General features: G+C 53.0%; 14 protein-coding genes. 6 read left to right on the top strand and 8 right to left on the bottom strand.

Annotated features, from left to right (window positions below):
• The first annotated feature begins 108 nt into the window (after positions 1 to 108).
• A complete protein-coding gene (locus ACFOWX_RS06405) occupies positions 109 to 807 on the top strand; it encodes an SDR family NAD(P)-dependent oxidoreductase (RefSeq protein ID WP_381422402.1) in 699 nt (232 codons plus the stop codon).
• A gap of 127 nt (positions 808 to 934) precedes the next feature.
• A complete protein-coding gene (gene gyrA / locus ACFOWX_RS06400; RefSeq protein ID WP_381422400.1) occupies positions 935 to 3655 on the top strand; it encodes a DNA gyrase subunit A in 2721 nt (906 codons plus the stop codon).
• A 72-nt stretch (positions 3656 to 3727) separates the two neighbouring features.
• Here the strand turns inward: gyrA and ACFOWX_RS06395 are convergent, their stop codons facing one another.
• The gene (locus ACFOWX_RS06395; protein ID WP_381422398.1) at positions 3728 to 4378 is read right to left on the bottom strand and encodes a lysoplasmalogenase family protein; all 651 of its coding nucleotides are present in this window, start codon (positions 4376 to 4378) and stop codon (positions 3728 to 3730) included.
• A gap of 12 nt (positions 4379 to 4390) precedes the next feature.
• Complete coding sequence (locus tag ACFOWX_RS06390) at positions 4391 to 5218, bottom strand: NAD(P)H-hydrate dehydratase (RefSeq protein WP_381422396.1); 828 nt, start codon at positions 5216 to 5218, stop codon at positions 4391 to 4393.
• A 71-nt stretch (positions 5219 to 5289) separates the two neighbouring features.
• Here ACFOWX_RS06390 and trmFO point away from each other — a divergent pair, with 71 nt between their 5' ends.
• On the top strand, positions 5290 to 6639 hold the full coding sequence (gene trmFO, locus ACFOWX_RS06385; protein WP_381422394.1) for a methylenetetrahydrofolate--tRNA-(uracil(54)-C(5))-methyltransferase (FADH(2)-oxidizing) TrmFO: 1350 nt from the start codon (positions 5290 to 5292) through the stop codon (positions 6637 to 6639).
• Positions 6640 to 6692: 53 nt separating this feature from the next.
• On the opposite strand, the gene ACFOWX_RS06380 is transcribed toward trmFO, so the two are convergent.
• Together ACFOWX_RS06380 and ACFOWX_RS06375 are read right to left on the bottom strand one after the other, a co-directional pair.
• Complete coding sequence (locus ACFOWX_RS06380; protein WP_381422392.1) at positions 6693 to 7163, bottom strand: hypothetical protein; 471 nt, start codon at positions 7161 to 7163, stop codon at positions 6693 to 6695.
• Positions 7164 to 7202: 39 nt separating this feature from the next.
• A complete protein-coding gene (locus ACFOWX_RS06375) occupies positions 7203 to 7826 on the bottom strand; it encodes a squalene/phytoene synthase family protein (RefSeq protein WP_381422390.1) in 624 nt (207 codons plus the stop codon).
• A 133-nt stretch (positions 7827 to 7959) separates the two neighbouring features.
• Between ACFOWX_RS06375 and ACFOWX_RS06370 the strand changes: the two genes are divergently transcribed.
• From ACFOWX_RS06370 to ACFOWX_RS06360, 3 genes are all read left to right on the top strand, one after another.
• Entirely contained in the window at positions 7960 to 10095 is a 2136-nt protein-coding gene (locus ACFOWX_RS06370; protein WP_381422388.1) for a TadE/TadG family type IV pilus assembly protein, read from the top strand.
• 65 nt (positions 10096 to 10160) lie between these two features.
• Positions 10161 to 10724 carry a TadE/TadG family type IV pilus assembly protein gene (locus tag ACFOWX_RS06365; RefSeq protein WP_381422386.1) on the top strand — a complete coding sequence of 188 codons (564 nt, stop codon included), beginning with the start codon at positions 10161 to 10163 and terminating at the stop codon, positions 10722 to 10724.
• An 8-nt stretch (positions 10725 to 10732) separates the two neighbouring features.
• Positions 10733 to 11467, top strand: coding sequence for a TadE/TadG family type IV pilus assembly protein (locus tag ACFOWX_RS06360; RefSeq protein WP_381422384.1), 735 nt, complete (start codon positions 10733 to 10735; stop codon positions 11465 to 11467).
• A gap of 32 nt (positions 11468 to 11499) precedes the next feature.
• Here ACFOWX_RS06360 and ACFOWX_RS06355 read toward each other — a convergent pair whose 3' ends face one another.
• The 4 genes from ACFOWX_RS06355 to eno all read right to left on the bottom strand — a co-directional run bounded on the left by ACFOWX_RS06355 (position 11500) and on the right by eno (position 15769).
• Positions 11500 to 12861 (bottom strand): pyruvate dehydrogenase complex E1 component subunit beta, encoded by a 1362-nt coding sequence (locus ACFOWX_RS06355; RefSeq protein WP_381422382.1) that lies wholly within the window; start codon positions 12859 to 12861, stop codon positions 11500 to 11502.
• Positions 12861 to 13886 (bottom strand): pyruvate dehydrogenase (acetyl-transferring) E1 component subunit alpha, encoded by a 1026-nt coding sequence (gene pdhA, locus ACFOWX_RS06350; RefSeq protein ID WP_381424946.1) that lies wholly within the window; start codon positions 13884 to 13886, stop codon positions 12861 to 12863. The genes ACFOWX_RS06355 and pdhA overlap by 1 nt, the downstream gene beginning before the upstream one ends.
• A 176-nt stretch (positions 13887 to 14062) precedes the next feature.
• Positions 14063 to 14410, bottom strand: coding sequence for an FtsB family cell division protein (locus tag ACFOWX_RS06345; protein ID WP_381422380.1), 348 nt, complete (start codon positions 14408 to 14410; stop codon positions 14063 to 14065).
• Positions 14411 to 14494: 84 nt separating this feature from the next.
• Positions 14495 to 15769 carry a phosphopyruvate hydratase gene (gene eno / locus ACFOWX_RS06340; protein WP_381422378.1) on the bottom strand — a complete coding sequence of 425 codons (1275 nt, stop codon included), beginning with the start codon at positions 15767 to 15769 and terminating at the stop codon, positions 14495 to 14497.
• Between the last annotated feature and the right edge of the window lie 92 nt (positions 15770 to 15861).

Here is a 15861-nt window from a genome sequence, read left to right as displayed (position 1 = left end):
AGAAAGCATCATAGATAAATTTCTATGCTCACCGATCTATGGCATTAAGGATGAATTGAGCTTGAATGAACAAATTACCAGCGGCAAACAAGCAAAAAGGATGCGTAAATGGAAACTCTTACGAAAGCCGCAGTTGTTATCGGGTCATCGGGCGGTATTGGCGCGGCATTTGTTCGGCAATTGCAGGCAAGCGGCGCCTATGACGAAGTGATTGGGCTAAACCGTGCGAACGGGTTCGACTTAACCGATGAAGCAAGCATCGCCCAGGCAGCAGCAGTGTTGAAGGGTCGCAGCTTGGAGCCTGATATGGTGATCGTCGCAAGCGGTGTGTTGCACCGCGGTGATCGCGGGCCGGAGAAGAGTCTGCGTGAATTGGATGTCGGATGGATGACGGAAAATTATAAAATCAACGCCATCGGTCCGGCATTGGTTGCGAAGCATTTCCTACCGCTCATGCCCCGCAAGCAGCGCGGCGTTTTTGCGGCATTATCGGCGCGTGTCGGCAGCATTTCCGACAATAGGCTGGGCGGATGGCACGGTTATCGCGCGTCAAAGGCGGCGCTGAATATGCTGATCCGTAACCTGTCGATTGAATGGCAGAGGAAAACCCCGGAAGCCATCATCACGGCCCTTCACCCTGGCACGGTGCAAACACCGCTTAGCGAGCCATTCGGCGGCGGGCATAATGCGCCTGACCGTTTTACCCCGGATGATTCGGCGTCGCGGATGTTGCAGGTTCTAAACAGCTTGAGTGCGGAGCAATCAGGACGCATTTTTGCCTATGACGGACAAGAAATAATGCCCTGATCGTTATTCAGGCCCGAATCTGTGGATAAGCTGTAGAAAAGCGCTATTTCGCTGTGCAGTTGCCTAGGCATTTGCGGGTATTTCCGCTAGGCTCAAGCCAATTTGAAAATTGAAGGAAAAACAGCGCGTGAGCGACGAAAATAACAGCAGCGATCCGTCCGATATTGCCCCCGTTGATATCGTCGACGAAATGAAGTCAAGTTATCTTGATTACGCAATGTCCGTTATTGTCTCGCGCGCTTTGCCCGATGTCCGCGATGGATTGAAACCAGTGCATCGGCGCATATTATTCGCCAGCAAGGAAGGCGGATTTGTTGCCGGGCGCCCTTACCGCAAATCGGCAAAAATCGTGGGCGACGTGATGGGTAATTATCACCCGCATGGTGACAGCGCCATTTATGATGCCCTTGCGCGCATGACGCAGGATTGGTCGATGCGGGTGCCGTTGATTGATGGTCAAGGTAACTTTGGATCGATGGATCCCGATCCACCCGCTTCGATGCGCTATACCGAAGCGCGCCTTGCCAAGGTGGCGAACAGCCTGCTCGACGATTTGGATAAAAATACTGTTGATTTTCAACCCAACTATGATGGTAGCTTGGACGAGCCTCAGGTTCTGCCTGCGCGTTTTCCGAATTTGCTGGTCAATGGTGCGGGCGGTATCGCGGTCGGCATGGCCACAAATATCCCGCCCCATAATTTGGGAGAGGTTATCGCGGCAGCACTCGCCTTTATCGACAATCCAGCGATCACGATTGATGAATTGATCGAAATCATCCCTGCGCCTGATTTTCCGACCGGCCCCCTGATTATGGGACAAGGCGGTGCCCGAAATGCTTACCGCGATGGTAAAGGGTCTATCATGATGCGCGCCCGCCATGAAATAGAGGAAGGTCGCGGCGATCGGCGCTCTATCGTTCTGACTTCAATCCCGTTCCAAGTCGGCAAGTCAGGACTGGTCGAAAAAATAGCCGAAGCGGCCAAGGAAAAGCGGATTGAGGGCGTTTCCGATATTCGCGACGAATCGAGCCGTAAAGGCGTGCGGGTCGTGATCGACCTGAAACGAGATGCGACCCCGGATGTAGTTTTGAACCAACTATGGCGCCATACGCCTGCGCAATCCAGCTTCCCGGCCAATATGCTGGCCATTCGCGGCGGGCGGCCAGAGGTAATGAACCTTCGCGATATTATCGAGGCTTTTGTCAGCTTCCGTGAAGAAGTCATCACCCGGCGGACCAAATATGAGCTGGCAAAGGCGCGTGACCGTGCACATATTTTGCTCGGTCTGGTTGTTGCGGTCAGCAATCTGGACGAGGTCGTCCGTATCATTCGCGGGTCATCCAGCCCCGCTGAGGCGCGGGCGGCATTGCTGGCCAGAGAATGGCCAATCGCCGAAATTGCACCCTATATCAAATTGGTCGAAGCGGTTGAGACGGAAATTAGCGGCGATAATTATAAACTGTCCGACGTTCAGGTTCGGGCGATATTGGAGCTGCGCCTACACCGGTTAACGGCGCTGGGCCGTGATGAAATTGGCAAGGAATTAAAGGGACTTGCTGACGATATTGCAGAATATTTGGCAATATTGGGAGACCGTGTCAAATTATACGCCGTCATGCGCGGGGAATTAGAGGCGATCCGCGACGAATTTGCGACGCCGCGTTTATGCGAAATTACCGCAAGCTGGGACGGGGTCGATGATGAAGACCTGATGGAGCGCGAGGAAATGGTCGTGACCGTCACCCATGGCGGCTATATCAAACGGACACCGCTCGCCACTTTCCGGGCGCAAGCGCGCGGCGGTAAGGGCCGGGCCGGGATGGCGACGAAGGACGAAGATGTCGTCATTGAAATGTTTGTCACCTCAACCCATACGCCGGTGCTATTTTTCTCCAATACCGGCCGTGTATATCGCATGAAGGTGTGGAAACTGCCCGAAGGCGCGCCGCAAACAAAGGGGCGTCCGATGGTCAACCTTTTGCCCTTGGGCGAGGATGAATTCATCACCAACGTATTGCCCCTGCCCGAAGATGAGGCGGAATGGGCAAATCTCAACATCGTCTTTGCTACGGCAAAAGGGATGGTTCGCCGCAATAATATGGATGCGTTTACCAATGTCCCCGGTAACGGTAAAATCGCAATGGGTTTCATCGAAGGCAGCGGCGACCGGTTAATCGGCGTAGAACTGCTTAACGAGGAAGACGACGTATTGCTGGCGAGCCGCAATGGTAAAGCCATTCGTTTTGCCGCTGCAGACGCACGGGAAACCAAGAGCCGCAGTGGCATTGGCGTGCGGGGTATGACTTTGAAAGGCGATGATGAGGTTATGTCGCTTTCGATCCTGAAAAAAGTCGGAACGCAGATGGAAGAACGAGAAGATTATCTTCGTTTTGCCCCTTGGAAAGCAGACAAAGAAGGGGAGCCAACGATGGCCGCCGACCGTTTTGCAGAATTGTCGGCAAAGGAGCAATTCATCCTGACCGTATGCGCCAATGGATATGGCAAAATGTCGAGCGCCTATGAGTATCGCCGCATTGGACGGGGCGGTCAGGGCGTCACCAATATCGACAATATCAAACGCAATGGGCCAGTTGTCGCCAGCTTCCCCGCTACGCAAGGCGATCAATTGATGCTGGTTACTGATCAGGCAAAGATGATTCGCCTGCCGCTCGAATCGCTCCGGGTGATTGGACGTGGAACTGCAGGAGTGCGCCTATTCAACGTCGCAGATAACGAACATGTTGTCAGCGCCGCGTTGATTGAAGAAAGTGACGAGGAAACCGATACTGTTGATGCGGCAACCGAAGAGGGTGCCCCGGAGCAGGAGCCGCATGATAGCCCCGAATGAATAGGTGACGAGGCGCCAGTAAAGCCCAGTAAACCGGATGGTCAAACCATGATGAGGTAAGGCGGCGTTCAGTTAAGCGTCATCAAAATGCCCGCGCTTTACCAATGTTTGCACTATGCCCGTCGCGATCAGCACCATGCCCAAATAGTATAGCAGCCAGATGACCCAGGCCATAGCCGGGAATTGGCCGCCCTGCCCCTCTCGCCAGAAGACAAGCAGGTCGGATGCCACGAACATCATCGCGCCTATGCCGACGCGGTAACGGGGAAAGTTGCTCATCCATGCCATTCCGGCCATGATTGATAGCGATACCGCGTAAATCGCCGTGATTGCACCTGCCAAAAGATACGCAATGATGGGCGTCAAAATCGCGACGACGACCCCTAAAGCCTGCTGGCTTACAACTGGCTTTACCCGCCGGTGCCTCGCATAGAGCGCTATCGCAAGCAAATGTGCGGCGGCAAAAATTGCTCCGCCGGCAGTAAGACTGAATTCCAAAACTCCGTCAGCCAGAGCGCATAGGCCGAGCACACCGGCGAGCATTGCAAATTCGCCATTATGGTGCCGCCGCAATGCATAGGGTACTAAGGCTCCGACCGATGCCATTTTCCAAATAACAGCAAATATCTCGGGAACATGCCACATCGCCGCGAGCGGGTAAGATAAACCAAATACCAAGCTTACCAATAACCAGGGGCGTTTATGCGCCAAATCTTCCTTCATAACCCTTCCCCCTCATCCCTGTTCTGCTGGCCCCAAGTCAGCCAATGTCATCGGTATTTGTTTTACCATTAAATCCGCCGTTAGCCCTGCACCAAATCGAACCGCGATGTCACCATGCAACCAAGCCGCACAGCAAGCCGCCCGGAAACCGCCGACGCCCTGCGCCATTATCCCGCAAATTATTCCGGTCAGGACATCGCCCGAACCCGCAGTCGCCAGCCATGGCGAGCTATGCGTGTTTATCGCAATCCGTCCATCCGGGGCAGCAATAACTGATTGCGGACCTTTTAACAAAATGACGGCTCCCGACCGCTGCGCCGCCGCAGTGACTGCATGAAGCCGGTCTGACAGGGATATATCAGGAAAGAGCCGCGCAAATTCGCCATCATGCGGCGTTAAAACAATCTGATCATGCAGGGCGGTAAATAAGGTTGCAGGGCTCTTCGCAAAGGCCGTGATCGCGTCCGCATCTATAACCATCAGCCGCCCCTGCCCCGCTAAAACCAGAACATCGGCCCGGCACCGTTCTCCAATGCCATAGGCCGGACCGATGGCAAGCGACGTCACACGGCTATCAATCGCATGCAAATCATCGCTTCGCTCAGCCAGCATGATGGCCGAAACATGCGCAGATTGTTCCTGCAAAGCTTCTTTTGCGCCCATTATGGTGACCAACCCTGCGCCCACGCTCAGTGCCGCCTGCGCCGACAGCCGCGATGCTCCGGTGCGCAGTGGCGGCCCGCTGAAAACCACCGCCCATCCGCGATCATATTTATTCCCCGATACGGATGGCGCTGTTATCTCAGGCTTACCGATGATATTATTTTGATCGAGGGACATAGCAAAAGGCATATCGGCTTTTGGCGCTTTTGACTGTTACTTGGCAAGTTTCTTTGTTAATCGCGCCTTCTATGAGCGATAATTATCAAGTGCATATCATCGGTGGCGGTCTTGCAGGCAGCGAGGCGGCATGGCAATTGGCAAAGCGCGGGATAAAGGTGCGCCTGTCCGAAATGCGCGGCGGCGGGGACATGACGCCTGCTCATCAAGGCGAAGGGCTCGCCGAATTGGTTTGCTCCAACAGCTTTCGCAGCGACGATGCAGAAAATAATGCTGTCGGCCTTATTCATCAGGAGATGCGCGATTTGGACTCGGTCATCATGGCTGCTGCTGAAATTGCGAAAGTCCCGGCTGGATCGGCCCTTGCCGTCGACCGAGATATTTTCTCGGCTTCGGTTGAAAATATACTGAATAGTAATGATAATATCCAGATCGTTCGGGAACGGATCGACAGATTGCCGGATGAGGGCCATGTTATTGTCTGCACCGGCCCGCTGACCGCGATGCAATTGGCCGACAGCATTATTGCGAAAACCGGACAAGACAGGCTCGCCTTTTTCGACGCCATTGCCCCGATCGTGTATTTTGACAGTATCGATATGGACACCGCCTGGTTCCAGTCGCGCTGGGACAAGGGCGATGGCAAGGATTATATCAACTGCCCCTTGGACGAAGCGCAATATCGGGAATTCCATCAAGGGCTGCTGGAAAGCGAGAAAGCAGATTTCAAAGAGTGGGAGAAAAATACTCCTTATTTTGAAGGCTGTATGCCGATTGAAGTCATGGCGTCACGCGGCCTAGATACATTACGTTTTGGTCCGATGAAACCGGTTGGGCTCACCAATCCTAAAACGGGCAAACGTGCTCATGCTGTCGTCCAATTGCGGCAGGATAATAAACAGGGCAGCCTTTGGAATATTGTCGGGTTTCAAACCAAGATGAAATATGGGGCCCAAATGGAGCTGCTGCGTAAAATCCCGGGGTTGGAGAAGGCGGAGTTTGCAAGGCTCGGCGGGTTGCACCGCAATACATTCATCCGTTCTCCCATACTGCTCGACCGGCAATTGAGGCTGAAATCAGCACCGCATATCCGTTTCGCGGGGCAGATTACCGGCTGCGAAGGATATGTTGAAAGCGCTGCCGTCGGATTGATGGCAGGCATAATGACGGCAGCAGAGTTGGCAGGCCAAAAAATAGAGCCGCCACCTGCTACCACCGCACTTGGCGCATTATTGTCGCATATCAACGGCGATGCCGCGCCGGAAGGCAAAGCGCATGATTATCAACCCATGAATGTCAATTTCGGCCTTTTTGCACCGCTTGAAGGACGTGTGCACAAAAAAGAACGCAAACAAGCGCTAACAACCCGGGCCCGGTCGGAATTGAATGCATGGAAAAATGCAAATGCGGCCATTATGTAGCGGCGCTGTTTAATCCAATAGGGCGGCCTATTGAACAGGACCAACCACTGCGCTCAACATCGGCATTTCGGCTTAGCTTGCTGCTTTGGCCGGGTCTGCGCAAATTCGGCTCGGGTCAGTTTTTGATCGCGGTTATTATCTGCCTTTGCGAAACGATCCGACGTTGCTGCCGCCCATTCTTCAAAAGTCAGCAGATTATTCCCGTCCTTGTCGAGCTTTTTGAAAGCTTTCGTCCTGCTACTCATCAATTCTATGCGCGTGATTATTTCATCACGGTTGCGATCATAGCGGTTAAAGCGTTGCTCCTCTCGGCTTGCTTTCGCGGCTTTTGGCGGTGTCGGTGGCGCGGGGCCGAACTGCGGCGCATTGCTTGCGGGGACTGGCAATACGTCACCGTCTTCATCGGCGGCGGGCGGCGGCGGCGGCGGTAATTCGATTTCCTGTTGAGCCTGTGTCTGCCAAAAAATGAGGCCACCGCCCGCCAATGCCAATGCAGCCAACCCTCCTGCCAAAAACCTATTCATCGCACTCTCCATCCACTAAGCGCTTATGTGCAATGAATTTTATCGCCCCGTCAAGGCATGCCATAGCAAAGCAAAGCCGGAAATATGATCGCCCGCTGACTTAGTCAGGATCGACAATGGACGCAGATGGCGCGGCAGTTTCATCTTGCTACTGTCCAATATCCATGCGGTGACTGCATCATGTTGCTGCTGATCCCGGCAATAATGCAGGCAATCGGCCAAAGCCCAGCGCGCGCCTGCTTCAATCAATTGGGTTTCATCATATGGCCCGCCGAATAATTTGGCATAGCCTTCAAACAGGCCAGTAGCCCGATGGGTCGCATGACGTCGCAGCGTCATTTCATCCCACTGCTCCGCCGCAATCAACTCCTCCCAGCCCGAAAGGATATTGAGCATAGCGTCATTTATCAGCGGCAGGTTCACGTCATTGAGTAGCGCGATTAACGGCTCCCCGCTTGGCCGCGCTTCTGCCTCCTTTCCGATAATGTCACGCCACCAAGCGAGGCGCATCTGACCGATTAAAGGTTCGCTTGTGCGTTCCAATATCTGCCCCAACCGTTCATCAAATAATAATAGCAGCGTCAGAGCGGCCTTGGCGTCACGCGGTGCATAGGCGACAGCAAGCCTTTTGGGAGGTTTTAGAGCATTTATGTCCAATTTCATTTGGCCCTTCGAAACGCAAAACTACCGAAAATCAAGGTTAAGATTGCGGTAACCAACAATTTTCAAGGGTTGATTACCATGGCGACGCTATGACCAACGGTGACTTTATGTAACCAACAGGGGCTCGACCATCATGGCCGGACAAAAAGATGTAGCGAAGCATAGCGGTTTTTTATCACGTTTATTGCGTGACGAGGCTGGTAACACCATCGCCATCATGGCGGCGGCGGTAATCCCGACCATCGGGTTAATCGGCGGCGGCGTCGATATGAGCCGCATATATCTGGCAAAGACGAGATTGCAAGCCGCGTGCGATGCGGGCTCGCTGATGGGTCGTAAGGTGATGGGCACCGGTACCTGGCAGGCGAATAGCTACAAAGCCAGAACCGAAGCCAATAAAATGTTCGATGCCAACTTCAAATCCGGCGATTATGGCACAGCGGGCATGCAGCGGACTTTTTCGGAAACCGGCGGTAACGTAAGCGGGAAGGCATCAGTCGATGTTCCGATGTCGCTGATGAAGGTGCTGGGTCAGGACCAACGGAAGGTGGAGGTTACGTGCCAATCCGAATTGCGGATCCCCAATACCGATGTAATGTTCGTTCTCGACGTCACCGGCTCGATGGGAGATGCCGCCGACGGAAAGCCTATTACCGCAACCAATCCGTCGAAAATGGATGGATTAAAGAAAGCGACCAAATGTTTTTACGAAGCGCTCGCCAAAGACAATATTGATGATATTGCCCCGGCGGATTGCGGTGAAACGTCCGATCCGGAAAATAGCAACGCGTCGACGGTTCAGCTGCGCTTTGGCTTCGTGCCTTATTCGACGAACGTCAATGTGGGTAAATTGCTACCTTTTGACTTCATCGCCGATAGTTGGACCTATCAATCGCGTCAGGCGAATTTTGTCACTACCGGCGGTAACACGCCCATTTATGGCACTGAATCGGCCGGCGTACAGACCAATGTAACAACACAAAATGCCAATTATTCAGGCTGGTATGATGTGCCGAATAACGTGGTGATTGGCGGCAAAACATATTTCAGAAACTTCCGTGTTGGAAAAGGAAGCTGTGGAAGCAATACAGCGCCGCCGAGACAAAATGGGCAGACAGTTTGGTCAAACACGCCAACAATCGTATCTGTTAACCCTACCGATCCGGGGCCTGGAACAACCGTCGTAACAAAAATCTACGAACAGACGCAGATTGTGGCGAATGTCGAATATCGCTACGTGAAATCGGGCTCATTTTGTTACTTGCAGGATAATTGGCAAAATTCACAAGTCAAAACTATCACTACGCAGACAACGACGCCAATCACCTTTAAAACATCGACGTCCTTCGACAGTTGGACGTATAAGCCTGTCACATTCAATATCAGCGCGTTGAAAGATTCGCTTACCACGCCCGCGTCATGGCGTAATTCTGTCGCGCTGCCACTTGGTAACAACGGTACAAACATAAATATCGCGTGGGATGGATGTATCGAAGAACGTCAGACAGTGCGAGTAGACGATGATCCGACCGGCGATTGGAATCCTATCCCAACTGCTGCCAAAGATATGGACATTGATCTTAAACCCGTCCCAGGAGATGTATCGACACAGTGGGGCCCCGCGTTGCTTAATGCCGTGTGGCTTCGTGAGGATAGTTCTGGCGATAAAACATTGAGCAACCAAACCAGAACCGGCAATGGCAGCCATGGTTTTTCCCGGCCCTCTTATTATTGCCCAACTCAGGCAAAGCTATATCAATCCTGGACCGGAAAAACGTTCAAAGACTATGTTAACACTCTGACACCAAATGGCTTCACATATCATGACATTGGACTGTTGTGGGGAGCGCGGTTGATGTCGCCCACCGGTATTTTCTCTGAAATAACTGCCCCGGATGATAAAGATATTCAGCGGCATTTGATTTTTATGACCGATGGCGACACCGTGGTCGGCAGCACGCAAATGCACAGCGCCTATGGCGTTCACTGGTATGACCGCCGTCAAACCGATGCGACAAAAGTGCCAACAACCAGTTTGTTGGAGAAAAATCTGGATGAGCGCACCGACGCATTGTGCACAGCGATCAAGAATAAGAATATCACGCTGTGGGTGGTTTCTTATGGCGACGGGGTTAACACCGCAACCACAAACCGATTGAAGGCATGCGCAACGCCTGGACGATATTATGACGCAACCGATGCGAATGCGCTAAACTCGACCTTTAAGGGTATCGCCGCTCAAATTTCCGCATTGCGCCTAACAGACTAAGGGTTTTGAGGATGATAAAGCAATTGACTCGCACGATATCCCGGGATGAACAGGGCACTTCCGTTATGGAATTCGGATTAATCGCGCCCGTCGCAATCCTGATGCTGATCGGAACGGCGGATGCAGGGCATAATTATTATGCTCGGACCGTGCTCGATGGCGCTATGCAAGAAGCGGCGCGAGATTCGAGCCTGGAAGGTGCAGCGGTTCAGGTGCAGCAAGACATCATTGACAAGAAAATTGCAGAATCGGTGAAAACCGTTGCTCCGGGCGCGGTGATTACGCCGGTGCGCCGCTATTATAAAACCTTCTCTGCCGCAGCGGCCGCAAAAGCAGAAGAATGGACAGACACTCCGACCGATCTTGACGGTATCTGCAACAATGGCGAACCCTATATCGATGCAAACAATAATGAACAATGGGATGCAGATGGCGGCACCGGCGGTCAAGGCGGCGCGCAAGACGTTGTAATCATAAAAGTGAACGTCACTTATAAGCGCTTATTCCCGATGGCCAAATTTTTGGGATTTCCGGAATATGTGACGATTAGCTCTAACTCCATTTTGGCCAACCAGCCCTATGGCGACCAAGCTAAATTCGGACCTGCACAACAAAGGAACTGCACATGATGGAAGCTATGTCTAAATTTTCCCGTATCGGCAAATTACTGCGGGACGTGAAAAAGGATGAAAGCGGCCTCGCTCTGGTGGAATTTGCGGTATCCCTTCCTTTTTTCATGGGATTATCCGTGGGTGGGATTGAAATAGCCAACTATGCATCAGTGATTATGCAATTGAATCAGATAACTATTCATACCGCCGATAACGCGGCGCGTATGGGCGATGGCAGCCGCCTATCCGACCGTCCGCTGACCGAATTGCATATTAACGATGTGTTTGAAGGCACGTTGCGTGAAGGTGATCGTGTTGCACTTGCTGGAGCCCACAAATATATTGATCCGGTTACAAATGTGGAATCAATCCGCGGCAATTCCAAAATTATCTTGTCCAGTATTGAGCCTGTCTCGCCATTCAATGCCGCTAATCCCAAATACCGGATCCGTTGGCAAAGATGCGCTGGTTTTGCCCAGCAATATAGCTCAAGCTATGGCACAACGTCGTCCACGCCAACATCGGACGGCTTTGGACCAGCGGGCCGAAAATCAGCGCCACCACCCGATGGCTCGGTCATGTTTGTTGAGTTGCAATATTATTTTCAGCCCAAAATCGTGAATGGCTTCACGCGGTTGACCGACCGAACGATTAAGCAAACAGCCAGCATGGTTGTTCGCGAACGCCGCGATTATAAGGGCCCAACCGGAGGCGACGGCGTCTATCCAGTTACAGGCGTCACAAAATCAGCCTGCACCTAATTCAAAGGCTGGTCTTAATCGACCAGCCTTTTTTACGCACATAATTTCCGGCAAGCCGCGGCGATTTTCGCCGGGTTTATCAATGCCAACTGCTCCAAATTGGCGGCATAGGGCATAGGGACATCTTCGTTGGTCACCCGCATCACGGGGGCATCCAAATCGTCAAAGCCTTCTTCCATGCATATAGCAATGATCTCGCTGCCCACGGAGCATACAGGCCAGCCTTCTTCGGCAATCACCAAACGATTGGTTTTGGCGAGACTTGCCAGAACTGCCGCCTTATCCAGCGGGCGAATAGTGCGCAGGTCGATGACCTCGGCGCTTATCCCCTCTCCTGCCAATGTCTCGGCTGCTTCCAATGCCATGCCAACGCCAATCGAGTAACTGACGATTGTGATGTCGGTGCCTTCGCGCATGGTGCGTGCCTTGCCGATGGGCAAGACATGATCATCCATATCGGGCACCTCAAAGCTGCGGCCATATAGCAATTCGTTTTCGAGGAACACGACCGGATCCTCGCATCGGATGGCGGCTTTCAATAGTCCCTTTGCATCTGCCGCATCATAGGGTGAAATCACAATCAGGCCGGGAACGCTGGCATACCACGGCGCATAATTCTGACTATGTTGTGCGCCGACGCGCGCCGCCGCTCCATTCGGCCCACGGAACACGATGGGGCAACGCATTTGGCCGCCCGACATATAATTGGTCTTTGCCGCGCTGTTGATGATATGATCGATCGCCTGCATCGCAAAGTTAAAGGTCATAAATTCGATTACCGGACGCAGGCCGCCCATCGCCGCACCTGTGCCAATACCGGCAAAGCCATATTCGGTGATCGGCGTATCAATGACACGGTCGGGACCAAATTCGTCGAGCAAACCTTGGGTCACTTTATAAGCGCCCTGATATTCGGCGACCTCTTCGCCCATGACGAATACATTTTCCTCGCGCCGCATCTCTTCGGCCATCGCGTCGCGCAATGCTTCGCGCAGGGTCAGCGTGACCATTGCCGTACCCGCCGGAATAGCGGGATCAGATTTTGCTGCGGATCGCTGCGGTGCTGCTACGGGAGCAGGCGTTGCAGGCGCCGGTGCGGGTGCAGCTGCTGCTTCCTTCGCAGGTGCCGGAGCGGCCGCACTCGTATCCTCACCTTCGGCAGCGATCATCGCGATCACCGTGCCGACCTTCACATTATCGGTGCCTTCTGGAACGAGGATCGACGCAATCACGCCTTCGTCCACTGCTTCAAATTCCATGGTCGCTTTGTCGGTCTCAATCTCGGCAAGAATATCGCCGGAGCTAACCTCATCGCCTTCCTTCACCAGCCATTTGGCCAGTGTGCCTTCTTCCATCGTTGGCGAAAGCGCCGGCATTTTTAATTCGACGGCCATCAATATTGCTCCACCAAAACGTCAGTATATAGTTCATTTACATCAGGCTCAGGCGAATTTTCCGCGAAATCGGCGGCTTCATTCACCACGGCCCGGATATCTTTATCGATGGTTTTAATGTCATCTTCCGAAACGCCCAGTTCGAGCAACCGTTTTTTCGTCTGCTCAATTGGATCGCTATTTTCTCGCATAGATTGCACTTCGTCCCGGCTGCGATATTTGGCTGGGTCCGACATGGAATGCCCACGATAGCGGTAGGTTTTCATTTCCAGCAGGATCGGGCCTTTACCTGCACGCACCCATTCCAAAGCGGTTTCCGCTGCGCCACGTACGGCAAGCACGTCCATACCGTCCACCTGTATGCCCGGAATACGGAAGCTCTCACCGCGGCGATAAAGCTGATCCTCGGACGACGCACGGTTGACGCTGGTCCCCATGGCATATTGGTTATTTTCGATCACAAAGATAATCGGCAACTTCCAAAGCTCGGCCATGTTGAAGCTTTCATAAACCTGCCCCTGATTGGCCGCGCCATCGCCAAAATAGGCGAGGCAAACGCCGCCATCTTTTGAATATTTATGCTTGAAGGCAAGCCCTGCTCCCAATGACACCTGCGCGCCGACGATGCCGTGGCCGCCATAGAATTTATGCTCGGTCGAAAACATATGCATCGACCCGCCTTTGCCGCGCGAGATGCCCGCTGCTCGTCCGGTCAGTTCCGCCATGATGATGTTGGGATCAATACCATAGGCAAGCATATGACCATGATCGCGGTAGCCGGTAATGACGCTGTCTTTGCCAGGGGTCAGTGCCGATTGCAGGCCTATTGCGACCGCCTCTTGCCCGATATAAAGATGACAAAATCCGCCAATTAGACCGAGGCCGTACAGCTGCCCTGCTTTTTCCTCAAAGCGCCGGATCAGCAGCATTTCCTTGTAAAAAGCCAAAAGCTCTTCGGGGGTTGCTTCATAGGGCTTTGGCGCCTCGGGGCGCTCTCTATTATGCAAATTGCTGTTGCCGGAAATAGCTGGTGATTTCTTTGCTGCAGCGGTCGTAGTTTTTTTGGCGGGGGCCTTGGCCAAGATATTTTCCTCTTAAGTTAAACTTATATCATCACGGGCTTGGCAATCGCCTAGTCAAAAAAAACGCCGGTGAAAAGTGATTTTACGATACGGCATCGCTGCATTGGCAAGTTTTTCGATTATTTCATCGGAACCACGATTTCATCGGGAGCAACGACGTTCAATTCCTTGCGCATCAATTCACCCGCGTAATCGGGATCAACATTATCTTGATCCAGCAAACGTTGCCGATTGCGCAGCGCATCACGCTCTTTCTCCAACGCGGCCAATTCCTTAGAACGATCGTTCAGCGCGGCCCGGTAATCGGTCCAAGCGATGATGCCCGTCGGTCCCAGCAACGCATAAGAGGCGATACCAAGCAAAGCCAGCAAAGCCACAAAAGGCACAATGACTGACCGGAGCGCTGTTGGTTTTTTCTTCTTTATGCCCATGCTGTTACAGCAAACATATTCCGGTGAGTCGTGCAAGCTAAGCCTTTTGCCTATCCGCCGATATCCGCTTCTCGCGGGATCAGTGATGCCGCCTAGCTTGCCATTCGCCCTTCCCCGGATTTACCGAAAAATGCTTTTGCCAGCATAATGCGCGCTGCTGCCGAGCTCTTCCTCAATCCGGATCAGCTGATTATATTTTGCAAGCCGGTCGGACCGCGCCAAGCTGCCAGTTTTGATCTGGCCGCAATTGGTCGCAACGGCTAGGTCGGCAATGGTCGCATCTTCGGTCTCGCCAGAGCGGTGCGACATCACGGCGGTATAAGAAGCGCGCTGCGCCATGCGGACAGCGTCCAAAGTCTCAGTCAACGTGCCAATCTGGTTCACTTTTACGAGCAGCGAATTGGCCAGACCTTTTTCGATACCCATGGCAAGCCGCTTCGGATTGGTAACAAACAAGTCATCGCCCACCAACTGCACCTTGTCACCAATCGCGTCGGTTATCGCTTTCCAACCTTCAAAGTCATCTTCGTCCATACCATCTTCGATCGAACGGATAGGATAGTCTTTACACAAAGCAGCGAGATAATCGGCCATTTCGGTAGGCGAGAGCGACAGGCCCTCGCCGGAAATTTCATATTTGCCATCTTTGAAAAATTCGGTGGCGGCGCAGTCGAGTGCAAGGACAACATCCTCGCCGGCCTTAAAGCCAGCTTTCTCAACGGAGGTCATGATGAAATCGAGCGCGTCACGTGTTGACGCCAGATTTGGCGCGAAGCCGCCTTCATCACCCACGGCCGTGGCCAAACCTTTTTCATGCAGGCCGGATTTCAAAGTATGGAATATCTCGGCGCCCCACCGTACCGCTTCGGATAGCGACGACGCACCAACAGGCATCACCATGAATTCCTGAAAATCAATGGGGTTGTCGGCATGTTCGCCGCCATTGATAATATTCATCATCGGCACGGGCAGGATATGCGCGCTCACACCGCCGACATAACGATAAAGCGGAAGGCCGCGCGCATCCGCCGCTGCCTTTGCAACGGCAAGGCTGACTCCCAAAATAGCATTCGCGCCCAGGTTTGACTTATTTTCCGTACCGTCGAGAGCGATCATTGCTGCATCGACATCCTCTTGATCTTCGGCGTCCAGATCGATGAGTGCGTCGGCAATCGGGCCGTTGACCGCATCAACCGCCTTTTGAACGCCTTTACCTTTATACCTGCTTTTGTCGCCATCGCGCAATTCGACCGCTTCATAAGCTCCGGTGGACGCGCCCGAAGGAACTGCCGCTCGGCCAAAGCTGCCATCTTCCAGCAACACATCAACCTCAACGGTAGGATTGCCGCGGCTGTCCAGAATTTCGCGTGCATGAATGTCGATAATGGCGGTCATTGGGGAGGCTCCTAATATATGCTATGGGTAGAGGGAACGCCGCGCGTCTATAGTCGTTAACGATAGGATGCAATAAGATTGGCAATGAAAAT

This window comes from Sphingorhabdus arenilitoris (genome assembly GCF_042651485.1).
Classification (GTDB): Bacteria; Pseudomonadota; Alphaproteobacteria; order Sphingomonadales; family Sphingomonadaceae; genus Sphingorhabdus_B; species Sphingorhabdus_B arenilitoris.
The sequence above is the reverse complement of the archived record's forward strand: the minus strand, read 5'-3'. Positions and strand labels throughout refer to the sequence as shown.